Origin of the sequence: Nocardioides sp. GCM10023255 (genome assembly GCF_042653125.1) — a bacterium.
Classification (GTDB): domain Bacteria; phylum Actinomycetota; class Actinomycetes; order Propionibacteriales; family Nocardioidaceae; genus Nocardioides.
Genome location: NZ_JBHSHU010000012.1, coordinates 55,804 through 77,044 on the forward strand (window position 1 = coordinate 55,804; position 21,241 = coordinate 77,044).

21 protein-coding genes are annotated in these 21,241 nt (G+C 72.6%); 8 read left to right on the forward strand and 13 right to left on the reverse strand.

Features of this window, described 5'->3' with window-relative positions; genetic code table 11:
- Positions 1-12 precede the first annotated feature (12 nt).
- The 4 genes from ACFO9I_RS19690 (at position 13) to ACFO9I_RS19705 (ending at position 5,137) form a co-directional block, all read left to right on the forward strand.
- Positions 13-1,293, forward strand: coding sequence for a YeeE/YedE family protein (locus ACFO9I_RS19690; protein WP_379183999.1), 1,281 nt, complete (start codon positions 13-15; stop codon positions 1,291-1,293).
- 175 nt (positions 1,294-1,468) lie between these two features.
- Entirely contained in the window at positions 1,469-2,383 is a 915-nt protein-coding gene (locus ACFO9I_RS19695) for a serine protein kinase RIO (RefSeq protein WP_379184001.1), read from the forward strand.
- A 25-nt stretch (positions 2,384-2,408) separates the two neighbouring features.
- The gene (locus tag ACFO9I_RS19700; RefSeq protein ID WP_379184002.1) at positions 2,409-3,515 is read left to right on the forward strand and encodes an LOG family protein; all 1,107 of its coding nucleotides are present in this window, start codon (positions 2,409-2,411) and stop codon (positions 3,513-3,515) included.
- A gap of 11 nt (positions 3,516-3,526) precedes the next feature.
- Positions 3,527-5,137 (forward strand): TIGR03767 family metallophosphoesterase, encoded by a 1,611-nt coding sequence (locus ACFO9I_RS19705; RefSeq protein WP_379184004.1) that lies wholly within the window; start codon positions 3,527-3,529, stop codon positions 5,135-5,137.
- 34 nt (positions 5,138-5,171) lie between these two features.
- Here ACFO9I_RS19705 and rlmN read toward each other — a convergent pair whose 3' ends face one another.
- Entirely contained in the window at positions 5,172-6,326 is a 1,155-nt protein-coding gene (gene rlmN / locus ACFO9I_RS19710) for a 23S rRNA (adenine(2503)-C(2))-methyltransferase RlmN (RefSeq protein WP_379184006.1), read from the reverse strand.
- 27 nt (positions 6,327-6,353) lie between these two features.
- A complete protein-coding gene (locus ACFO9I_RS19715; protein ID WP_379184008.1) occupies positions 6,354-6,728 on the reverse strand; it encodes a hypothetical protein in 375 nt (124 codons plus the stop codon).
- A gap of 110 nt (positions 6,729-6,838) precedes the next feature.
- Between ACFO9I_RS19715 and ACFO9I_RS19720 the strand changes: the two genes are divergently transcribed.
- Both ACFO9I_RS19720 and ACFO9I_RS19725 read left to right on the forward strand, forming a co-directional pair.
- On the forward strand, positions 6,839-7,819 hold the full coding sequence (locus tag ACFO9I_RS19720; protein ID WP_379184010.1) for a CorA family divalent cation transporter: 981 nt from the start codon (positions 6,839-6,841) through the stop codon (positions 7,817-7,819).
- 103 nt (positions 7,820-7,922) lie between these two features.
- Entirely contained in the window at positions 7,923-9,521 is a 1,599-nt protein-coding gene (locus tag ACFO9I_RS19725) for a hypothetical protein (protein ID WP_379184012.1), read from the forward strand.
- A 15-nt stretch (positions 9,522-9,536) separates the two neighbouring features.
- On the opposite strand, the gene ACFO9I_RS19730 is transcribed toward ACFO9I_RS19725, so the two are convergent.
- The 6 genes from ACFO9I_RS19730 to rpsB all read right to left on the reverse strand — a co-directional run bounded on the left by ACFO9I_RS19730 (position 9,537) and on the right by rpsB (position 14,346).
- Positions 9,537-10,052 (reverse strand): histidine phosphatase family protein, encoded by a 516-nt coding sequence (locus ACFO9I_RS19730; protein ID WP_379184014.1) that lies wholly within the window; start codon positions 10,050-10,052, stop codon positions 9,537-9,539.
- A 1-nt stretch (position 10,053) separates the two neighbouring features.
- The gene (locus tag ACFO9I_RS19735) at positions 10,054-10,932 is read right to left on the reverse strand and encodes a phosphatidate cytidylyltransferase (RefSeq protein ID WP_379184016.1); all 879 of its coding nucleotides are present in this window, start codon (positions 10,930-10,932) and stop codon (positions 10,054-10,056) included.
- 20 nt (positions 10,933-10,952) lie between these two features.
- Positions 10,953-11,507 carry a ribosome recycling factor gene (frr, locus tag ACFO9I_RS19740; protein WP_379184423.1) on the reverse strand — a complete coding sequence of 185 codons (555 nt, stop codon included), beginning with the start codon at positions 11,505-11,507 and terminating at the stop codon, positions 10,953-10,955.
- A gap of 82 nt (positions 11,508-11,589) precedes the next feature.
- Positions 11,590-12,303: a UMP kinase gene (gene pyrH / locus ACFO9I_RS19745; protein WP_379184018.1), complete on the reverse strand. Its 714-nt coding sequence runs from the start codon at positions 12,301-12,303 to the stop codon at positions 11,590-11,592.
- Between the two features lie 214 nt (positions 12,304-12,517).
- Positions 12,518-13,330, reverse strand: a complete 813-nt coding sequence (gene tsf / locus ACFO9I_RS19750) for a translation elongation factor Ts (protein WP_379184020.1) — start codon at positions 13,328-13,330, stop codon at positions 12,518-12,520.
- A 92-nt stretch (positions 13,331-13,422) separates the two neighbouring features.
- Positions 13,423-14,346 (reverse strand): 30S ribosomal protein S2, encoded by a 924-nt coding sequence (gene rpsB, locus ACFO9I_RS19755; protein ID WP_379184022.1) that lies wholly within the window; start codon positions 14,344-14,346, stop codon positions 13,423-13,425.
- 394 nt (positions 14,347-14,740) lie between these two features.
- Here rpsB and ACFO9I_RS19760 point away from each other — a divergent pair, with 394 nt between their 5' ends.
- A complete protein-coding gene (locus tag ACFO9I_RS19760; RefSeq protein ID WP_379184024.1) occupies positions 14,741-15,406 on the forward strand; it encodes a M23 family metallopeptidase in 666 nt (221 codons plus the stop codon).
- Here ACFO9I_RS19760 and ACFO9I_RS19765 read toward each other — a convergent pair.
- The 5 genes from ACFO9I_RS19765 to ACFO9I_RS19785 form a co-directional block, all read right to left on the reverse strand.
- Entirely contained in the window at positions 15,382-16,281 is a 900-nt protein-coding gene (locus tag ACFO9I_RS19765; RefSeq protein ID WP_379184425.1) for a tyrosine recombinase XerC, read from the reverse strand. The genes ACFO9I_RS19760 and ACFO9I_RS19765 overlap by 25 nt on opposite strands.
- Before the next feature lie 96 nt (positions 16,282-16,377).
- Positions 16,378-17,514, reverse strand: a complete 1,137-nt coding sequence (gene dprA / locus ACFO9I_RS19770; protein ID WP_379184025.1) for a DNA-processing protein DprA — start codon at positions 17,512-17,514, stop codon at positions 16,378-16,380.
- Complete coding sequence (locus ACFO9I_RS19775; RefSeq protein WP_379184027.1) at positions 17,511-19,100, reverse strand: YifB family Mg chelatase-like AAA ATPase; 1,590 nt, start codon at positions 19,098-19,100, stop codon at positions 17,511-17,513. The genes dprA and ACFO9I_RS19775 overlap by 4 nt, the downstream gene beginning before the upstream one ends.
- A complete protein-coding gene (locus tag ACFO9I_RS19780) occupies positions 19,100-19,474 on the reverse strand; it encodes a YraN family protein (protein WP_379184029.1) in 375 nt (124 codons plus the stop codon). Before ACFO9I_RS19780 ends, ACFO9I_RS19775 begins: the two co-directional genes overlap by 1 nt.
- Positions 19,475-19,621: 147 nt before the next feature.
- Entirely contained in the window at positions 19,622-19,930 is a 309-nt protein-coding gene (locus ACFO9I_RS19785; protein WP_180933790.1) for a DUF2469 domain-containing protein, read from the reverse strand.
- 69 nt (positions 19,931-19,999) lie between these two features.
- On the opposite strand from ACFO9I_RS19785, the gene ACFO9I_RS19790 reads away from it, so the two are divergent.
- The gene (locus tag ACFO9I_RS19790) at positions 20,000-21,238 is read left to right on the forward strand and encodes an NAD(P)/FAD-dependent oxidoreductase (RefSeq protein ID WP_379184031.1); all 1,239 of its coding nucleotides are present in this window, start codon (positions 20,000-20,002) and stop codon (positions 21,236-21,238) included.
- Positions 21,239-21,241 lie beyond the last annotated feature (3 nt).

Genomic DNA, 21,241 nt, shown 5'->3' on the forward strand with positions numbered 1-21,241 from the left:
AAAGGAACCACCATGTCCATCACCGAGAGAACCGGCGCGAGGCGACGCCGCGACGGCACCGCCGCCGACAGCCCCACGCGGGTCCACACACCGACGGAGGCGCCTCCCGCACAGGCCGGCGTCGTCGTCACAGGCCTGGGCGCGGCGCTCGTGCTCGGCGGCATCATCCTCAGCCGCTCCGGACACGTCCCGGCCGTGCTGTTCGCCATCGGCCTGGCGCTGGGCTTCGTGCTCTTCCACAGCCGCTTCGGCTTCACCTCCGCCTGGCGGCAGCTGGTCGCGGTCCGCCAGGGAAAGGCGCTGCGCGCACACATGCTCATGCTGGCCGTGGCGTGCACGCTGTTCGCGCCGATCCTGGCCACGCAGGCGTCGTGGGGCGACGTGCCGGCGGCCCCGAGCCTGGCGCCGATCGGGTTCGGCCTCTTCGTGGGGTCGTTCCTGTTCGGCGTCGGCATGCAGCTCGGCGGCTCCTGCGCGTCCGGCACGCTCTTCGCGATCGGCAGCGGTCAGACCGCGATCCTGCTCACCCTGTCCGGCTTCGTCGTGGGCTCGGTCGTCGGGGCGCTGCACTTCCCGTGGTGGACCAACGACCTGCCCAGCCACGCGCCGGTGTCGCTCGCGGACACCGGGGCCGGCTACCTGGGCGCCTGGCTCATCTCGCTCGCCGTCATGGGCGTGGTCGTCGCGCTCACCTACGCGGTCGGCCGGCGCCGCGACGTACCGCCGGTCGAGCAGGCCCCGGTCGCGCAGGGGGCGGCCCGGGTCGTGCGCGGCTCGTGGCCGCTGTGGGTCGGGGCGCTGCTGCTGGCCGGGCTCAACGTGCTGACCCTGCTGGTGTCCGGCGGCGCCTGGGGCGTCACCTTCGCGTTCTCCCTGTGGGGCTCGAAGATCCTCGACGCCATCGGCGTCGACGTCCTGTCCTGGCAGTTCTGGCAGGACCCCGCCAACCTGGCGAAGTACCAGGCAGGCTTCCTGGCCGAGAAGACCTCGGTGATGGACCTCGGCATCATCGTGGGGGCGCTCGTGGCCTCCGCCGCCGCCGGCGCGTTCGTCGTGCACCGCCGGGTCCCCGGCCGGCTCGCCCTGGGCGCGGTGGTCGGCGGGATCCTGATGGGGTACGGCGCCCGGATCGCCTTCGGCTGCAACATCGGCGCCTACTTCGGCGGCATCGCGTCGTTCAGCCTGCACGGCTGGCTGTGGGGCGTGATGGCGATCGTCGGCACCGTCGCCGGCCTGGCCCTGCGTCCGCTGTTCGGGCTCACGAACCCCAGGCCGACGGACTCCGTCTGCTGACCGGCTCGCGTTAATTCGGTTGCAGCGCCCGGGCACTCGCCAGCACCATGGTCGGACCCGGGCGCTGCACCATCCGCAGCCGTGCCCATGACCGAGAGGAGCAGTGACATGACCACGACTGTCACCGGCCTGTCCGCAGACCGTTCTTCCCTCACCTCATGGAGCACCATCAGCGATGTCCCAGGACTTCACGCAGCACCAGCAGTACTTCTCTGACAACCTCGTCCGGCTCCCGCAGCAGGAGCTCGACGAACCCGATCTCGGCGGCATCGACCCGTCCTTCGTCTTCGACTTCACGGCGTACGACGAGATCGACGACGCCTCCCAGCGCTGGTCCACCTGGCTCAGCGTCGAGCCGCTGTGCCGTGGCCCGGAGCCGCGTCCGGACTGGGTCGTGACCTCGCAGGGCGCGATCGACACCGAGCTCGGCATCCTCAAGACCGGCAAGGAGGCCGACGTCTTCCTGCTCGAGCGGGCCGACCCAGCCGACCCGGAGGGCGGCGTGGTGATGGCCGCCAAGCGCTACCGCAGCACCGAGCACCGCAACTTCCACCGCGCCGCGTCCTACACCGAGGGTCGCAGCACCAAGCGCTCCCGCGACGAGCGCGCCCTCAAGCGCAAGAGCACCTGGGGCAAGGTCGTCGCGGCCGGCGAGTGGGCGGTCTCGGAGTGGGACGCGCTCAAGCGGTTCTGGGAGATCGGGCTCCCGGTCCCCTACCCAGTGCAGATCGACGGCACCGAGATCCTGATGGAGTGGATCACCGTCGACGGGGACAGCGCTCCCCGGTTGGCGCAGACCCGCCCGGAGCCCGCGCTGCTCGCGTCGTACTTCGAGCAGCTGCGGGACGCGATGGCCACCATGGTGCAGCACGGCGTCGTCCACGGTGACCTGTCGGCGTACAACATGCTCGCCGCCGGCGAGCGCCTGGTCATCATCGACCTGCCCCAGATCGTCGACCTGGCCGGCAACGCGGCGGGGATGGACTTCCTGCTGCGCGACTGCACCAACGTCTGCACGTGGTTCCGCTCGAAGGGGCTCGAGGTCGACGAGCACGCGCTGTTCGGGGAGCTGGTGGCGCACGCGTTCTGACCGGACGGGGCGCTAGGTTTCGGCTGTGAAGCGCACCCGGGGCCGCGTCGTCGAGGTCGAGTCGCTGGCGGAGCTCGACCGCCGCATCGCGTGTGGGGCGAGCAGCATGTCCGGCTGGTGGGTGCAGGGGGTCGACCTGTCCGGGCGCAGCGCGGAGCTCGGCCGCTGCGACGTCGCCGGCGCGTCGTTCCTGGGCTGCACCTTCGCCGAGGGCGACGCCGAGCGGATCGACGCCCGGGGTGGGACGGTCTTCCCGCCCATCCCGGGCGTCCCCGTCGACCCCTACCGCTCGGCGCTCTACACCGCCCCCGAGCTGTTCGACGCGCCGTCGTACCCCGCGACACTGGACGCGCGCGCCTTCGCCTGGTCGCGCGACCCGCAGGACCAGGAGGCGATGCTGGCCCGGGCCCTGCACGACCACGCGATCGACCAGGCGCTCGTCGACTGGGTCCGGAAGCGCACGCTGGTGGGGGTCATGGGCGGCCACGCCCTCCAGCGCGGCGAGCCGGGGTACGCCGACGCGGCCCGCCTCGGCCGGCTGCTGTCCGGGTCCCACACCGTCACCACCGGCGGCGGGCCCGGGGCGATGGAGGCCGCCAACCTCGGCGCCCGGCTCGCGGACCGGTCCACGGACGAGCACGACCAGGCGCTCGCGCTGCTCTCCGCGGTGCCGGGGTTCCGGCCGTCGGTGGGTGCGTGGGCGGCGGCCGCGTTCGAGGTCCTCGACCGCTGGCCCGGCAGCACCGAGTCGCTGGGCATCCCGACCTGGCACTACGGCCACGAGCCGCCCAACGTCTTCGCCACCGCGATCGCCAAGTACTTCCGCAACGCCACCCGCGAGGCGATCCTCGTGGAGGTCTGCGACGCCGGGATCGTGTTCCTGCCCGGCGTCGGCGGCACCGTGCAGGAGGTCTTCCAGGACGGCTGCGAGAACTTCTACGCCGACGAGTCCTCGATCGCGCCGATGGTGCTGGTGGGCCGGCGCTACTGGACCGAGACCGTCCCCGCCTGGCCGCTGCTGTCGTCACTCGCCCGGGGCCGGGTCATGGAGTCGCACGTGCACCTCGTCGACACGGTCGAGGAGGCCGCCAACCTGATCGAATCGACCACGCGGGACCGCGCCGGAGCCTAGGGTTTCGGCTCGTGAACCTCACTCGCCGCGACCTCTTCCGCTCCGCCGCTGCCGTCGGTGGCGCCACCGCCCTCACCGGGCTCGGCCTCGGCGGTCTCGCCGAGGCGGCCGTGGCAGGCACCACCACACGACCTGGCCGGACCACCCTCGACCGCGTCCTGGTCAAGGGCAGCGCGGGCCGGGACGGCTGGCGCCCGGTCGTCGCAGGGGCCGGCGAGCAGCACGCGGTGCGCACCGACCTGGGCCCTCGCGCCAAGGCCGGGCGGAAGTCGCGCCGCACTCCCCTGCTCGCCTTCGTGCAGCTGTCCGACGTGCACGTCGTCGACGCCCAGTCGCCGCTGCGCAAGGAGATGGCGGAGGTGCTGTCGAGCTCGGCCTACCGACCCCAGGAGATCCTCACTGCCCACATCGCCGAGGCCATGGTCCGCGAGATCAACCGCGTGGGCCGCGGCCCGGTGACGGGCAGGCCCCTGGCCTTCGCGATCCAGACCGGCGACAACTCCGACAACGGGCAGTACAACGAGACCCGCTGGAACATCGACCTGCTCGACGGCGGCGAGGTCCGGCAGGACTCCGGTGACCTGACCCGCTACGAGGGCGTCATGGACAGCGACCCGACGTTCTACGACCCGCGGTACTGGCACCCCCATGGCGCACCCGCCGGGTTGCCGATCGACGACTACCGCGCGAAGAGCGGATTTCCGCGGGTCCGCGGCCTCCTCGACGACTGCCGGCGCCCCTTCCGGGCCCACGGCCTCACCATGGAGTGGTTCACCGCCTTCGGCAACCACGACGGCCTGTGGCAGGGCAACTTCGTGCACACCGGGCCGGACAACGACATCGCGGTCGGCGACCGGAAGAACACCTCGAAGGGCGTTCGCACCGTCACGCCCGATCCCGACCGCCGCCTGCTCAGCCGCGCCGAGATGGTCGAGGAGCACTTCGTCACCACCGGGCAGCCGCTCGGACACGGGTTCACGGAGAGCAATCGACAGGCCGGCACGGCCTACTACGCCGTCGACCGCGGCGTGAACGACCTCGTGCGCTTCCTCGTCCTGGACTCCGTCAACGAGAACGGCGGCCAGAACGGGTCGCTGGACCAGGCGCAGTTCGCGTGGCTGCAGGAGCAGCTGGCGACGGCGACCGACCGGCTCGTGGTCGTGGCCTGCCACCACCCCTCGTGGTCGATGAACAACCCGACCGCCGGTGCGAGCGGCGCCCGCGTGCTCGGTGACGCGGTGGTGAGCGAGCTGCTGGCCCACGAGAACGTCATCGCGTGGATCAACGGCCACACCCACAGCAACGCCGTACGAGCGCACGTCCGGGAGACCGGTGGGGGTTTCTGGGAGATCAACACTGCCTCCCACATCGACTGGCCGCAGCAGTCGCGCATCATCGAGGTCGTCGACAACCACGACAAGACGCTGTCGATCTTCACCACGATGCTCGACCACGGGGCCCGGCTCGAGCCCGGCCCGGACCTCGACGGACCCGTGAAGCTGGCCTCGCTCGGACGCCTGCTCGCGGCCAACGACCCGCAGGAGCGGTCGGCGGCCCGGCGTGGCCGTCGCAAGGACCGCAACGTCGAGCTGCTGGTGCGCGCGCCGAAGTTCCTGCGCTGAGGGCGCCCGGGGGCGGTCGCGAGACCGCTCCCGGTCAGGCCTCCGTGGCCGCCAGCTGCCCGCAGGCCCCGTCGATCTCCCGGCCGCGGGTGTCGCGGACCGTGGTCGGGATGCCCTTGGCCGCGAGCCGGCGCACGAACTCGCGCTCGTCGGCCGGGTCGCTCGCCGTCCACTTGGAGCCAGGGGTGGGGTTCAGCGGGATCAGGTTGACGTGCACCCAGCCCCAGTCGCCGTAGGAGTTCAGGACGTCGGCGAGCAGGTCCGCGCGCCAGGCCTGGTCGTTGATGCCGCGCATCATGGCGTACTCGATGGAGACGCGGCGTTTGGTCGTGCGGGCGTAGTTCCACGCGGCCTCGACGGTCTCCGCGACGGAGAACCGCGTGTTGATCGGGACCAGCTCGTTGCGCAGCTCGTCGTCGGGGGCGTGCAGGCTCAGGGCCAGCGTGACGGGGATGCCCTCCTCGGCCAGCTGGTTGATCCGGGGCACCAGCCCGACCGTGGAGACGGTCACGCCGCGCGCCGACATGCCGAGCCCGGCCGGGGTGGGTTCGGTGAGGCGGCGTACGGCGCCGATGACCGCCCTGTAGTTGGCGAGCGGCTCCCCCATGCCCATGAAGACCACGTTGGAGACCCGGCCCGGGCCACCCGGCACCTCGCCACGGGCGAGCGCGCGGGCGCCGGCCACGACCTGCTCGACGATCTCGGCCGTCGACATGTTGCGCTGCAGGCCGCCCTGGCCGGTCGCGCAGAACGGGCAGGCCATGCCGCAGCCGGCCTGGCTGGAGACGCACATGGTGGCGCGGTCCGGGTAGCGCATCAGCACCGACTCGACGAGGGCGCCGTCGAACAGCTTCCACAGCGTCTTGCGGGTGGTGCCCTTGTCGGCCTCCATGGTGCGCAGGGGCGTCATCAGCTCGGGCAGCAGGGCCGCGACCAGGTCGTCGCGCTGGGCGGCGGGCAGGTCGGTCATCTGCGCCGGGTCGTCGACGAGGCGGGCGAAGTAGTGCGTGCTCAGCTGCCTGGCGCGGAAGCCGGGCAGCCCCTGCTCCTCGAGGAGCTGCTTGCGCTCGTCGGCGCTCAGGTCCGCGAGGTGACGCGGCGGCTTGCGGCGTCCTCGCGGCTCGTCGAACACCAGCGGCAGGCTGCGGGCGGCGTCGGCGGGCTCGGGCGTGGTGGCGGAGTCGGACATCAGACCCCGATCATCGCATCCCGGGGGCTACGGCTGCGAAAGCGCGACCCCGAGATCGTTCTCACGCCCGACCATGACCCACAGCACCAGCAACGCGACCCCGATGACGACCAGGGCGGTCGCGACCACCCCGATCAGCATGTAGAGGCCGAACCGGCGGGTGCGAGGCGCGACGACCAGGCCCAGCGGGACCGCCAGCGAGATCAGCACGAACGGGAACAGGTCCTCGGCGGTCTGGTCGTCGAAGAGCCAGCTCAGCACGGCGGCGTACAGGCCCGGCACCACGATCACGAAGGCGAGCCCGGTGAAGAACCCGCTGATCGCCGTGAACGTCGGGTGGTCGCGGTGCCACCAGTCCGGCTGTCGCACCGGACCGGCGTCCTGCTCGGTCTGCTCGCTCATCATCGGAACGATCCTTGCAGAACCGGCGTCCGGAGTCAGCCGCCTCGCCGTGCGGCGTCCGACGGCGGTTGTGTCTTGTGGCACCCCGTCCACACGGTCACGCTGTCCTCATGGAGGTGTGGTTCCTCGACGCCAGCGGCGCCCATCCTCGCGACGCGGACGACGTCGTGGAGCTCTTCGCCCACGAGGACGGGTTCTTCTGGATCGACGTGCCGCGGTGGGACGACGATGCCGAGGCCCTGTTGCGCGGCCTGGGTTGTCACCCGATGGTCCTCGAGGGGTGCCGCCAGCGGAACTACGTCCCCACGGTGCACGGGTACGACGACCACGTGTTCGTCACCACGCAGTCACCGTCCCTCGGGGCGGCCGGCCACGTCCACCTGCTCGAGCTCGACCAGATCATCGCCCACCACTACCTGGTCACCGTCCACGGCCCGATCAACCCCGAGGTGGACCCGGCCGTCGCACTGGTCGAGACCGCAGGCGTGCTGGAGCGGGTCCGGGGCGGCCGCTTCCACCCCCGCACCCCCGTCGAGCTGTCGTACGCCGTCACCTCCGCGGTCGCGCGGCGCCAGAGCGGGCTGGTCCGTGAGGTGGCCGCCAAGCTGCCCGGGCTCGAGCAGCAGGTGATTGCCTCACAGCTGCGCGACCCCGAGGCCCTGCTGGAGACGATGTTCCTGATCCGCCACGAGCTGATCACCACCCGGACCATGGCCGCCCAGTGCCACGACATCTGGGTGCGGCTGGCCGGCATCCACCGGATGGCCGACGACCCCGAGGCCGTCCGGATCCTCGACCTGGCCGACCAGTTCGACCGGGTGCGCTCTCTCGCCGACGGCGAGTCCCACTTCCTCTTCGGCGTGATCGAGCTCTACCAGACCAAGGTCCACACCAAGATGACGGTGGCCATGGAGCGTCTCGCCGTCATCGCCGCGGTCACCCTGCCCGTCACCGCCATCGCCTCGGTGTACGGCATGAACGTCATCGTCTCCGAGCAGACCCACTACACCGAGCTGGCGGTCGTCCTCGTCGTCATGCTCGCCGTCAGCCTCGCCCTGCTGCGCTGGGCCCGGCGGCAGGGCTGGTGGTGAGGGACCCCGGGACGGCGTAGCGTTCGAGGGGACGACCAAGCTCTGTGAGGTCCGTGGACCGCCGTCGACCCGGCGCGACGCGGGCCGGTCCCGGCGGTGAGTGATGGCGGATGCACGCGCGGCGCCCGACGAGGTGCGCATCAACGACGCCCCACGGGAGCCGGTGAGCGACCCGACGCTCGGGATCGACGTACCCCGCCCGGACGGCAGGGCGGCCAGCCACCGCCTCGTGACGGTGGGCGACTCACTCACCCACGGCTTCATGAGCGCCGCGATCCACCGCACCGACCTGTCCTGGCCCGCGATCGTGGCCTACGAGCTCGGCCTGACCGCCGAGCAGTTCACCTACCCGACCTACGAGTGGCCGACCGGTCCCGGCGGCCTCCCGCTCGACCTCGAACGGCTCGCGCGCGCGTTCGAGAAGCGGTACGGCGACCGCCTGGACTTCTGGGAGCTCGTCGGGGCCGCCGCCTGGCTGCGGTCCTACATGGACCAGGTCGAGGACTACTGGGAGCGGGGCGAGGGATCCGGGCCTCCTGCCACGGGGGCGCCGTTCCACAACATGGCCGTCTACGGCTGGGACCTGCTCGACCCCCAGCTGCAGACGGCGACCACGGTCGCGGCGCGGATCCGGCGGCCCACCGGCGACGACTTCCTCGCCCAGCTCGTGGAGCACCACCAGGACCGCGCCGCCTGGCCGGTCCTGCAGCGGGCGCGCAAGGGCAACCGGCCACGATCCGTCCTCGACGCCGTGACGGACCTGAGCCGGAGCGGCGGTGGCGTGGAGACCCTCGTCGTCGTCCTCGGCTCCAACAACGCCCTGGGCTCGGTGCTCAGCCTCAGCCCGGCGTGGACGCCTGCCGACTACCCGCGCCTGTCCCCGGAGGAGCGGCTGGAGGCGCGCATCGGCTGCAACGTCTGGCGGCCGAGCGCCTTCGCCGCCGACTGGGAGCTGCTCGTGCAGCGGCTGCGCGGCGTCGCGGCCCAGCACGTCGTGCTGGCGACCGTGCCCTCGGTCACCATCGCGCCGATCACCCGAGGCGTCTACCGCAAGGTCAGTCCCGACTCCCGCTACTTCCCGTTCTACACCCGACCCTGGATCAGCGACGACGACTTCGACCCCCGGCACGACCCGCACCTGACGGCCGCCGAGGCGCAGGGCATCGACTCCGCGATCGACGCCTACAACGAGTCGATCATCGCGTCGGTCGCTGCGGCCCGCGCCGACGGCCTCGACTGGTACCTGTTCGACATGGGCTCCCTCCTCGACCGGCTCGCCACCCGGCGCTACATCGAGAGCCCGTGGGCGCGCCCGGCCTGGTGGACGGCGTACCCCCTGCCTCCGGCGCTGCAGGCGCTGGACCCGGTCCCGTCGACCCGGTTCTTCCGCTCCGGACCCGAGGGTCGCACCGAAGGCGGGTTGTTCTCCCTCGACGGGGTCCACCCGACCACGGTCGGCTACGGGATCCTCGCGCAGGAGGTCATCAGGGTGATGGAGCTGGCCGGCGTCGAGTTCTCCCGTCGCGACGGCAGCCCTCGTGCCGGCCCGGTCACCGTGGACTTCGAGCGGCTGCTGCGTGCCGACACCCTGCTGAGCCGGCCGCCGGCCTCCGTCGGCAGCACGCTGAGCCTGCTCGGCTGGCTCGACGACCGGCTCGACTGGGTGCGCACGTTCCTGCCGTTCGTGCCCTCGCCGCTCTGATGCGGACGGGCCCGGTCAGGCCTCGACGACGATGACGTCCGGCATTCCCAGCGCGCGCCAACGCGCCAGGTCGGGCTCGCTGCCGGTCAGCTCGGCCACGAGGGCGGTCCAGGCGGTGCCGTGGCCGACCAGGACCACGTCCTCGCCCGCGTGGGCCGACAGGATCCCCCGGACCGCCCGGAGGACGCGGTCGCGGCAGGCGGCGAGCGGCTCCCAGCCGTCGTACGCCGGGACGTCCGGCGCGGCGAAGGCGCGGACCACAGTGCCGGTGAAGTCGTCGATCCAGTCGGGCGAGTCGCGGACGTGCTCGCGCAGCGCGTCGACCACCCCCACCTCGCCCTCGGTGAGCAGCTGGGCGGTGGCGGTCGCCTTCGGCTCCGGCGAGGAGAACCAGACCGCGCCGGCCGGCAGCCGGCCGGACTCCCGCAGCGCCCAGACGTCGTCGAAGCCGGCCGGGTCGAGCTCCCACTCGTGCGGGGGCACGCCCGGACGGGGGGCGGAGCGTCCGTGACGGACGAGGAAGAGGGTCACCTCAGAACACGAGGTAGTGCAGCAGCAGCCAGATCGGGGCGATCGTGGCCAGCAGCGAGTCGAGCCGGTCCATCAGGCCGCCGTGGCCCGGGATCACCTGGCTCATGTCCTTGATGCCGAGGTCGCGCTTCATGACGGACTCGCACAGGTCGCCGAGCGTCGCCATGACGACCGCGATCAGGCCGAGCAGGACGCCGACCCACCAGTCGCCGTCGAGGAGGTGGACGACCAGCGCCCACCCCACGACGACGCAGAAGAGCACCGACCCGGCGAAGCCCTCCCAGGACTTCTTCGGCGAGATGACCGGCGCCATGGGGTGCTTGCCGAACAGCACGCCGGCGACGTACCCGCCGATGTCCGAGGCGATGGTGACCAGGACGAACGCGATGATCCCCTTCACTCCGTCGTCGTCGAGACCGCCGCCGCCGGTGCCGCCCTCGGCGAGCATCAGCGCGACGAACGAGCCGAGGAACGGCACGTAGACCAGCGTGAAGACCGAGGCGGTGGAGTTCTTGACGTAGCCGTCGATGCCCCGGCGGAGCAGCCAGAGCATGATCACCAGCGCGCTGACCGCGGTCGCGGTGACCAGGGCGTCGGCACCCCAGACGTAGGCGACCACGACCATCACGACCCCGCCGAGCATCAGCGGCTGCTCGGGGATGTCGACGTCCTTGGCCAGCAGGCCCCGGTGCAGCTCCCACACCGCCACGACCACCGCCGCCGCGACGATGAACATGAACGCCGTCTTCCAGACGAGGAGCGACGCGGCGATGGCGGCCAGCAGCACGATCGCCGAGGCGACGGCCTTGCGGAGGTCGCGGCCGGCGCGGCCGTAGCCGGGCGCCGGCACGGGAGCCGGGCCGGGTGAGGTCTCGGTCATGGGCGGGAGCGTCGAGGCCGTCAGACCTCGAGCAGCTCGGCCTCCTTGCCCTTGAGCATCTCGTCGATCACGTCGGTGTGCTTCTTGGTGATCGAGTCCAGCCGCTTCTCGGCCCCCGTGACGTCGTCCTTGCCGACCTCGCCGTCCTTCTCGAGCTTCTCGAGGTTCTGCTTGGCGGTACGACGCAGGTTGCGCACGGCGACGCGGCCGTCCTCGGCCTTGGCGCGGGCGACCTTGATGTACTCCTTGCGGCGCTCCTCGGTGAGCTCGGGGAACACGCAGCGGATCACCTTGCCGTCGTCGGCCGGGTTCACGCCGAGGTCGGAGTCGCGGATCGCCTTCTCGATGTTCTTCATCGCGCCCTGGTCGTACGGCGCGATGAGGATGACCCGCGCCTCGGGCGCCGTGAAGGACGCCAGCTGCTGGAGCGGCGTCGGCGAGCCGTAGTAGTCGACGACGATCTTGCTGAACATGCTGGGGTGGGCCCGGCCGGCGCGGATCGCCGCGAACTCCTCGCGCGTCGCGTCGACCGACTTGTCCATCTTGCTGTCGGCCTCGTTGAGGATGTCGTTGATCACGGCTGCTCCTGGTTTCGTCACGTGCGTGGTTGTTCGGGTCGGGCTGCCGCCCGTTCGGCCGGCGGTGGAGCCCGGGGGATCAGCCTGCGCTGACCAGTGTTCCGATCTTCTCACCCTGCACGACACGCAGGATGTTGCCCTCGGGCTCCATGCCGAAGACCACCATCGGCAGCTTGTTCTCCCCGCACAGCGCGAAGGCGGTCTGGTCCATGATCCGCAGTCCCCGGCTGATGGCCTCGTCGTAGGTCAGCTCGTCGAACTTCGTCGCGGTCGGGTCGATCTTGGGGTCTGCGGTGTAGACGCCGTCCACCCCGCTCTTGGCCACCAGGACCACGTCGCACTTGCTCTCGAGCGCCCGCTGGACCGCGACGGTGTCGGTGGAGAAGAACGGCATGCCCATGCCGGCACCGAAGATCACGACGCGGCCCTTCTCCATGTGCCGGATCGCCCGCCGGGGGACGTACGGCTCCGCGACCTGCCCCATGGTGATGGCGGTCTGGACGCGGGTCTCCACGCCCATCTTCTCCAGGAAGTCCTGGAGGGCCAGGCAGTTCATCACGATGCCCAGCATGCCCATGTAGTCGGCGCGCACCCGGTCCATGCCGCGCTGCTGGAGCTCGGCGCCACGGAAGAAGTTGCCGCCCCCGGTGACCACGGCGATCTGGACGCCGTGCTGGGCCACCGAGGCGATCTCCCGAGCGATCTTCTGGACCACGTCGGGGTCGACGCCGACCTTCCCGCCCCCGAACACCTCGCCGGAGAGCTTGAGCAGGACTCGCTTGTACCCGGTCACGCTGGACCTCCCTGATCGTCCCTGGTCGTCGTCGCCAGGCAGAAACCTATCCGATGAGCCGCCCCGACCCCGATCCGGCGTCGATCGCCCACGGGGAGCCACTCGAGGACGTCACAGGGTCTCCGGTCCGCGGAGAGCGAGGACGGCCGGACATGGCACGAGGGCCGGCCGACGAGCTGTGCTCGTCGACCGGCCCTCGTGGGCGACACTGGGGTCAGGCGCCGACCTCGAAGCGGGCGAACCGCTTCAGGCTGGTGCCGGCCTCGTCGAGGACGGCCTTGACGGTCTTCTTATTCTCGGTGACCGACGGCTGCTCGAGCAGCACGACGTCCTTGAAGAAGCCGTTGAGGCGGCCCTCGGTGATCTTGGCGATCGCCTGCTCGGGCTTGCCCTCCTCGCGCGAGGTGGCCTCGGCGATCTCGCGCTCCTTGGCGACGATGTCGGCGGGGACCTCGTCCCGGGTGAGGTACTGCGGGCGCATCGCGGCAACCTGCATGGCCGCACCCTTGGCGGCGTCCTCGTTGCCGTCGTACTCGACCAGCACGCCCACGGCCGGCGGCAGGTCGGCGGCACGCTTGTGCATGTAGGCCACGACCGGGCCGTCGAAGTAGGCGACGCGGCCGAGCTCGATCTTCTCGCCGATGGTCATCGCGAGGTTCTCGACGACCTCCCCGACGGTCTTGTCGCCGAGCTGGACGGCCTTGAGCGCCTCGGCGTCGCCGGCCTTGGCCTCGGCGGCGGCGTCGGCGATCTGCTGGGCGGCGGCGACGAAGTCGTCACCCTTGGCCACGAAGTCGGTCTCGCACTTGAGCTCGACCAGGGCACCACCGGAGGTCGCGACCAGGCCGGCGGAGGCCTCGCGCTCGGCACCGCGCTCGGCCATCTTCTTGCCCAGCTTGATGCGGATCAGCTCGGCGGCCTTCTCGAAGTCGCCGTCGGCCTCGGTGAGCGCCTTCTTGCAGTCCATCATGCCGGCGCCGGTGAGCTCGCGGAGCTTCTTGACGTCGGCGGCGGAGATGTTCGCCATGTTCGTTCTTCCCTCTGACTGTGTGGGTGGTGGTCACGACGCCGTCGTACGCCGGCCCGCGGGCCGGCGTACGACGCGATGACGTGGGACCGTCAGGCCTTGGTCTCGTCGGCGGCCGGGGCGGCAGCCTCGGCGGCCTCGGTCGACTCGGCGGCCTCGGTGGAGGCGCCGGTGGCCTCGGACGCGGGGGTCTCGTCGGTGGCGGCGTCGCCACCGGTCGCCTCGACGGCGGCCTTCTCGGCGTCCCCACCCAGGAGCTCGCGCTCCCACTCGGCCAGGGGCTCCTCGGCGCCGGGCTCGGCGGTCTCGGCGCCGGCCTTGCCACCGGAGCGGGCGATCAGGCCCTCGGCGACGGCGTCGGCGACGACGCGGGTCAGCAGGCCGACGGCGCGGATCGCGTCGTCGTTGCCCGGGATCGGGAAGTCGACCAGGTCGGGGTCGCAGTTGGAGTCCAGGATGCCGATGATCGGGATGCGCAGCTTGCGCGCCTCCTCGACGGCGAGGTGCTCCTTGTTGGTGTCGACGATCCACACCGCGGAGGGGGTGCGGCTCATCTCGCGGATACCGCCCAGCGACTTGTTCAGCTTGTCGCGCTCGCGGCGCATCTGCAGCAGCTCCTTCTTGGTGCGGCTGCTGCCGGCGACGTCGTCGAAGTCGATCTCGTCGAGCTCCTTGAGGCGGTTGATCCGCTGGTGCACGGTCGAGAAGTTGGTGAGCATGCCGCCCAGCCAGCGCTGGTTGACGTAGGGCATGCCGACGCGGGTCGCCTGCTCGGCGATCGCCTCCTGGGCCTGCTTCTTCGTGCCCACGAACATCACGGTGCCGCCCTTGGCGACGGTCTCCTTGATGAAGGCGTACGAGCGGTCGATGTAGGCCAGCGACTGCTGCAGGTCGATGATGTAGATGCCGTTGCGCTCGGTCATGATGAAGCGCTTCATCTTCGGGTTCCAGCGCCGGGTCTGGTGCCCGAAGTGCACGCCGCTCTCGAGAAGCTGGCGCATGGTCACGACTGCCATGTGAATCTCCTGTTGTGAGGAGCGCACCACCGTGTGCCCGCCCTTGAAGCAGGACGAGCCGGGAGCACGCTCCGGGTTGTTTTCAGTTGCCGCACCCGACGGGAGTCGGCTGCCCTGACGCCCACACGAGACCCGACCCGCTCCGCTGCCGGAGAGGACTGAGGGGCTCGCCCACGGGTGGTCGGGGCCCAGAAGTCAGGCTCCGTCGTGGTCAGCGGGCGTGCGAAGTCAATCCGCAAGGATTGCGTCGACCAGAGTAGTCGACCGCGAGGCTCCCCGGCCAATCAGCGGCGCCGGGCCGGCTGTCGTCCACAGGCGCCCCTCCCGCGGCCCCTCTCCCCAGCTCCGCCCGGGGATCGTACGTCGGGCCCGTGGTCCCGGGCAGGCTGCCGCCATGCAGTCGTCCACCGCCCGCCCGACCCGGTGCCCCGGGCCCGCGCTCGTCGTCGTCCTGGGCGTCGTGCTGGGCCTCCTGTGGCCCTCCGCGGCGCTCGGCGCACCCGGGGCACCGGATCCGGTCGGCGTGTGGCCCCTGCGTCCCGACCCGGAGGTGGTCGCCGGCTTCGACCCGCCCACGTCGCCGTGGGGCGCGGGGCACCGCGGCGTGGACCTGCTGGGCTCCCCCGGCCAGCCCGTCCGCTCGGCGCTGCCCGGGGTGGTCGCCTTCGTCGGCTCCGTCGCCGGCCGGGGCGTGGTGGTCGTCGACCACGGGTCGACGCGCACCACCTACGAACCGGTCACCTCGACCGCCCGGGTCGGCGACACCGTGGCAGGCGGCGACCGGATCGGGCTGCTCGACCTGCCCGGGTCGCACTGCTTCCCCCGCGCGTGCCTGCATTGGGGGTGGATCGAGGGCGAGACCTACCTCGACCCCCTGCGCCTGGTCGGGTTCGGCCCGGTCCGGCTGCTGCCGCTCTCGGGAGTCCTGTCGCGTGCCCCGACGACTCGCGCGGGCCAGGCCTGGCCGGTGGGTCCCGGGACGCCGCCCTCGGCGTCCCTGCCGTACCTCGGGTGGCGGCCGCTGGTCGACCTGGTTCAAGCCCTCGGGTGCGCCTGCTGATACGCCCGCCGGAGCCGGTCGGTGGTGACGTGGGTGTAGAGCTGGGTCGTGGCCAGCGAGGCGTGCCCCAGCAGCTCCTGCACCGAGCGCAGGTCCGCGCCGCCCTCCAGCAGGTGGGTGGCTGCGGTGTGGCGCAGCCCGTGCGGGCCGATGTCGGGCGCGCCGGGGACCTCCGCGATCCGCCGGTGCACCAGGGTGCGCACCGCGCGCTGGTCGATCCGGCCCCCGCGCGCCCCGAGGAAGAGCGCGGCCGCGGACCCCTCGCGCGCCAGCAGCGGCCGGCCGTGCCGGAGCCAGAAGTCGAGGGCCCGCGCGGCCGGGCGCCCGAACGGCACCGAGCGCTCCTTGCGGCCCTTGCCGAAGACCCGGATGACGTAGCGGTCGCGGTCCACGTCGTCCACGTCGAGCCCGACCAGCTCGCCCACCCGGATCCCGGTCGCGTAGAGCAGCTCCAGCATCGCCACGTCGCGCAGCCCCACCGGGCTGCCGTCGTCGGCTCGCTCCGCGGCGGCCCGGATCAGCTCGTCGGCCTCGTCGACGCGCAGCACCGGCGGCAGCTCGTGGTGGGCCTTCGGCGACCCCAGGCTGGCGCCGGCGTCCAGCGGCGCGCGGCCGGTGCGGGCCAGCCAGGCCGTGAAGACGCGGGCGGCGGTGGCGCGGCGCGCGAGCGTCGTGCGCGAACGGCCGAGCGTCTGCTGCTTGGCCAGCCAGCTGCGCAGGGAGCGCAGGTCCAGGGTGTCGACACCCGTGTGCCCGAGGCGGGCGGCGTGCTCGAGCAGGCCTGCGACGTCGGTGAGGTAGGCGCGCACGCTGTGCGGGGCCAGGTCCCGCTCCGCGACGAGGTGGCGTTCGTACTCGCCCAGGACAGCTGCCATCGGCTCGGGCAGCACCTCGCGCTCGTCGGCCCCACCGGCCTCCCGCGCCTCGTCCGCCTCGTGCGTCACACCTCGAGTGTAGGCAGCCGTGCCGTGTCAGGTGTGCGCGAGCGCGGCGAGCCGCCAGCCGTCCTCGTCCTGCTCGACCAGGCCCTTGGCGAGCAGCCGCCCCAGGGCCGAGCCGACCTCCATCAGGCCGATCCCGGCGGCGCGGGAGACGGAGTCGGCGCCGACTCCGCGACCCACGGGCACGGCGTCCAGCACCTGCTGGTCGCGCAGGGTCAGCCGGTCGCGGGACCGGGCGCGGCCGCGGGGGACCTCGACCAGGTGGTCACCCGAGGCTCCCAGCATCTCGAGCACCTCGCTCCCCGAGGTCACCAACGTGGCCGCACCGGACCTGATCAGCTGGTGCACCCCCTGCGAGGGGGCGCTGGTCACCGGGCCGGGGACACCCATCAGCGGCCGGTTGAGCCGCGCCGCCCAGTTCGCGGTGTTCAGCGCGCCGCTGCGCACCGCCGCCTCGACCACGACCGTGCCCCGGGTCAGGGCGGCGATGAGCCGGTTGCGCGAGAGGAAGCGCAGCCGGGTGGGGGCGCAGCCGGGCGCCGCCTCCGAGACGACCGCGCCCTTCCTCGCGAGGTGGTCGATCAGCGGCCGGTGTGCGTCGGGGTAGGCCCGGTCCGCCCCGCACGCGAGGACGGCCACGCTCTGACCCTCGGCGGCCAGGGCACCCCGGTGTCCCGCCTGGTCGATCCCGAACGCCGCGCCGGACACCACCGTGAACCCCGCCCGGGCCGAGGCCGCGGCGATGTCGACGGCCTGGTCGGCGCCGTACGTCGTGGCCGAGCGCGAGCCCACCACGGCGACCGACTCGCCCAGCCCGTCGAGCCGCACCGGTCCGCGGACCCAGAGCCCCAGCGGGACCCCGCCCCGCTCCTGGACCGGGGTGGCGGCCGCGAGGTCGTCGAGCTGCGTCGGCCACTCCCCGTCGCCGGGCACCACGAACCGGACCCCGACCCGGTCGGCCAGCTCGAGGTCGCGCGCGGGGTCGATGGACGAGAGCCGCGCGGCGACGTCGGTGAGCACGCCGTTGACCTCGCGCTGCTCGCGCAGCAGGGAGTAGACCCTGGCCGCGCCGAGGTCCGCGACCAGCACGGCCAGCCGGGGGTCGCCGGGCTCGACCAGCCGGGAGAGTGCGGCCCGCGCCAGCAGCTCCTGCTCGGGGACGCTCATCCGGCCCGCCTCTCGATCGTGGCGAGCATCAGGGGCTCACCGGACCGCAGCCTCAGCGCCACCTCGACCTCCGCCCGCCCCGGTCGCGGGACGTCCCGCAGGTCCGCGACCGTCCACGCCAGCCGGTGCACCCGTGCGGCGCCCCGCTGGGTCAGCGTGCCGCCATAGGTCGCGTCGTCGACGGTGGCCTGCCCCTCGCGGTCCAGCGGCCAATGCTCGCGCAGCAGCGGGCCGGGCGCCTGGGCGTTGAGCCGCCAGCTGCGCCCGGAGTACCGCGCGGACTGGCGCGCCCGCGCAGCCTCCACCCGGATCCGGATCTCCGCGCTCGACTCCCGGGGGGCGAACAGGTCGTTGCGGTCCGTCGGCTTCAGCGGCGCGAGGTTCCGCAGGATGTCGATCCGGTCGGAGACCGGCCCGGTGATCCGCTGGCGGTAGTCGCGGCGCTGGACGTCGCGGCAGCTGCAGGTGTGACGGCCGAGGTGGGGCGCGTAGTCGCCGCAGGGACAGGGGTTGCAGGCCAGCACCACCATGCCACGGGCCGGCAGCGTCACCGACTCGTCGCGGCGGGCCACGGTCACCTCGCCGCTCTCGAGGGGCTGGCGGAGGGCGTCGATGACGTCCGACCGGAACAGCGGGAACTCGTCGAGGAAGAGCACACCGGCATGCGCCCTGCTGAGCTCGCCGGGCCGGACCGCCCCGAGGCCGCCGCCGAGCAGGCTGGTCTTGCTGGCGTCGTGGTGTGGCGCCGAGAAAGGTGGCCGTACCAGCATCCCGTCCCCGGGCTGGAGGGCACCCGCCAGCGAGTGGATGGCCGTCAGCTCGAGCGACTCCTCGGGGGTGAGGTCGGGCAGGATCCCGGGGATCCGCTCGGCGATGCTGGTCTTGCCGGACCCCTTCGGACCCGACAGCAGGAGGTGGTGACCACCCGCGGCGGCGACCTCCACGGCGTACCGCGTGTCGGGCATGCCGACCAGGTCGGCCATGTCGACCTCCTCGATCCGCTCCGAGCCGCGCCAGGACAACAGCCGGCTCCCCGACACCGGCGCGACCGGGGGCGCCTCCGGCACCTCCTCGCCCCGCAGCTCGGCGACCACCTGGGCCAGCGAGCGCATGCCGATGACGCTCATCCCGGGCACCATCGCGGCCTCCCGCGCCTGCGGCTCGGGCACGAAGACCCGGTGCAGGCCCCCACCGGCCGCCGCCAGGACCATGGGCAGCACACCGGGCACCGAGCGCAGCCCGCCGTCGAGGGTCAGCTCGCCGATGAAGGCGGCGCCGTCCAGCGCCGCCGTGGGCAGGCTCCCGGCTGCTCCCAGGACGGACACGGCGATCGCCAGGTCGAAGTGGCTGCCGCGCTTCACCAGGTCGGCCGGCGACAGCAGCACGGTGATCCGGCGGGTCGACGGCCAGTCCAGCCGGCTGTTGGTGACGGCCATGCGGCAGCGGTCCCGCGCCTCGTTCAGCGCGGGGTCCGGCCGGCCGACCAGGGTCAGGCCGACCTGGCCGGGCGAGACGTCGGTCTGCACGTCGATGAGGTGGCCCACCGCCCCGTGCAGGGACACGGTGCGCGCGGTCGCGAAGGCCATCAGACCAGCCCTCGAACGTGGTCGAGCCGGCAGGCACCGCGGGGTGGCAGCAGCACGGCGACCAGGTCGATCCGCACGTCCGGTGGCCGCAGGTCGTGGGCGGTGACCCAGCGCTCGGCGAGCCGTCGCAACCGGTCGAGCTTCTCGGTGGTGACCGCCTCGTGCGGCGTCCCGCAGCCCACACCGCGGCGGGTCTTCACCTCGCAGACGACCAGCACCCTGCCGTCGCGCAGCACCAGGTCGATCTCGCCCTCGTCGCAGCGCCAGTTCCGGTCGAGCACGACCATCCCCTGGGCGCACAGATGGCGCTCCGCGACCCGCTCGCCGTGGTCCCCGAGCGCCCGCCTGCTCTGCGCCGTTGTCGATCCCGTCATCATCCGACCTCCTGCGCCCAGCGTCGCCGCGGGCGGGGACGGTGTCGCGGCGCCGGGAAGGGCGCTGTGGACGAGGGAGGCGGGACGACGCCCTGTGGACGGCTCGTGGCCCCTCCGAAGGGCCCGGGGAGCCCGGAGGACCGGAGGTCAGGCCTTGGGCGGGTCGATGTCCGCGGGGCTCAGCTCCTCGACGTTGACGTCCTTGAAGGTGAGCACCTTGACGTTCTTGGCGAACCGGGCGGGTCGGTACATGTCCCAGACCCAGGCGTCGCTCATCGACACCTCGAAGAACACCTCGCCAGCCTCGGTGCGGGCCTTCACGTCGACCTGGTTGCACAGGTAGAAGCGACGGTCGGTCTCCACGACGTACTTGAAGATCGACACGACGTCGCGGTACTCGCGGTAGAGGGTGAGCTCCATCTCGGTCTCGTACTTCTCGAGATCCTCGGCACTCATCGGCTCTCCTCGTCGCGTCCGCCAGCGTGGTCGGGGACGGTGTTCCACCCCCACTGGCATCGTAGACGCGTGAGGGATGAAGCCGACGTCGTCGTGGTGGGTGGCGGGATCGCCGGACTGCTCTGCGCCCGCGAGCTGCAGCGCGCCGGCCTCGACGTCCTGGTCCTTGAGGCCGGTGACGCGCCGGGCGGCCGGGTCCGCACCGACGTCGTCGACGGCTTCCGCTGCGACCGCGGCTTCCAGCTGCTGAACCCCGCCTACCCCGCGGCCCGCCGCCACCTCGACCTCGACGCGCTCGACCTGCGTGTCTTCGGGCGCGGTGTCGAGGTGCGCACGACCGACGGGCTGGCCACCGTCGCCGACCCGCTCCGGCGGCCGGGCACCCTGCCGGAGACCCTGCGCAGCGGCTACCTCCGGCCGGCCGAGCTGGCGCGGACGGCCGGCTGGGTGGCGCCCGCCCTGGGCCCGGTCTCCCGGCTGCTCGCCGGCCGGGACCGCACCCTGACGGCCTCGCTGGACGCCGCGCACGTCGACGGCAGGCTGCGCCGCGAGGTGCTCGAACCGTTCCTGACCGGCGTGCTCGCCGACGACCGCGGGGACTCGTCGGCGACCTTCGTCAGGCTGCTGCTGCGCAGCTTCCTGCGGGCGACCCCGGGGGTGCCGGCGCTCGGCATGCAGGCGCTGCCCGACCAGCTCGCCGTGCTGCCCGGGCGCCAGGTCCGGCTCGGCACCCGGGTCGTGGAGGTCCGCGCCGACGACCGGGAGGTGGTGGCAGACGGGCTCACCGCGAGCGGGCGGGCGGTCGTCGTCGCCACCGACCCCGCCACCGCGTCCGACCTGCTCGGGCTCTCCCGGCCCACGCTGCGCGGGCTGCGGACCTGGTGGTTCACCGCCCCGGAGGCCCCCACCACGTCCACGCTGCTCCGCCTCGACGGGCGTGGCCGCGCCGCTGGACCGGTGGTCAACACGGTCGTGATGACCAACGTGGCACCGACGTACGCCCCTCGCGGACGACCCCTGGTCCAGGCCACCACACTGCTCCCGAGCGACGCCGGCGAGAGCGACGTACGCCGCCACCTCGCGGAGCTCTACGCAGCGCCGACGGACGACTGGGAGCTGGTCGTCCGCCACGACGTCCCGGAGGCCCTCCCCCTCGTCACGCCCCCGCTCGAGGTCCGCCGGCCCGTCGACCTGGGCGACGGCCTGTTCGTCGCCGGCGACCACCGCGACACCTCGTCCCTCCAGGGTGCACTGGTGTCGGGCGCACGCACCGCGGCCGCCGTGCGCCGTCACCTGGCGACCTCGTGACGG

Bases quoted from the DNA above. Each gene is read 5' to 3' on its own strand.
- ACFO9I_RS19765 (WP_379184425.1), bottom strand. From the start codon at position 16,281: ATGGCAGCTGTCCTGGGCGAGTACGAACGCCACCTCGTCGCGGAGCGG.
- ACFO9I_RS19715 (WP_379184008.1), bottom strand. From the start codon at position 6,728: ATGAGCGAGCAGACCGAGCAGGACGCCGGTCCGGTGCGACAGCCGGAC.
- tsf (WP_379184020.1), bottom strand. From the start codon at position 13,330: ATGGCGAACATCTCCGCCGCCGACGTCAAGAAGCTCCGCGAGCTCACC.
- ACFO9I_RS19780 (WP_379184029.1), bottom strand. From the start codon at position 19,474: ATGACGGGATCGACAACGGCGCAGAGCAGGCGGGCGCTCGGGGACCAC.
- dprA (WP_379184025.1), bottom strand. From the start codon at position 17,514: ATGAGCGTCCCCGAGCAGGAGCTGCTGGCGCGGGCCGCACTCTCCCGG.
- ACFO9I_RS19775 (WP_379184027.1), bottom strand. From the start codon at position 19,100: ATGGCCTTCGCGACCGCGCGCACCGTGTCCCTGCACGGGGCGGTGGGC.
- ACFO9I_RS19720 (WP_379184010.1), top strand. From the start codon at position 6,839: ATGGAGGTGTGGTTCCTCGACGCCAGCGGCGCCCATCCTCGCGACGCG.
- ACFO9I_RS19695 (WP_379184001.1), top strand. From the start codon at position 1,469: ATGTCCCAGGACTTCACGCAGCACCAGCAGTACTTCTCTGACAACCTC.
- rpsB (WP_379184022.1), bottom strand. From the start codon at position 14,346: ATGGCAGTCGTGACCATGCGCCAGCTTCTCGAGAGCGGCGTGCACTTC.
- ACFO9I_RS19690 (WP_379183999.1), top strand. From the start codon at position 13: ATGTCCATCACCGAGAGAACCGGCGCGAGGCGACGCCGCGACGGCACC.
- rlmN (WP_379184006.1), bottom strand. From the start codon at position 6,326: ATGTCCGACTCCGCCACCACGCCCGAGCCCGCCGACGCCGCCCGCAGC.
- ACFO9I_RS19785 (WP_180933790.1), bottom strand. From the start codon at position 19,930: ATGAGTGCCGAGGATCTCGAGAAGTACGAGACCGAGATGGAGCTCACC.
- ACFO9I_RS19725 (WP_379184012.1), top strand. From the start codon at position 7,923: ATGGCGGATGCACGCGCGGCGCCCGACGAGGTGCGCATCAACGACGCC.
- ACFO9I_RS19760 (WP_379184024.1), top strand. From the start codon at position 14,741: ATGCAGTCGTCCACCGCCCGCCCGACCCGGTGCCCCGGGCCCGCGCTC.
- ACFO9I_RS19735 (WP_379184016.1), bottom strand. From the start codon at position 10,932: ATGACCGAGACCTCACCCGGCCCGGCTCCCGTGCCGGCGCCCGGCTAC.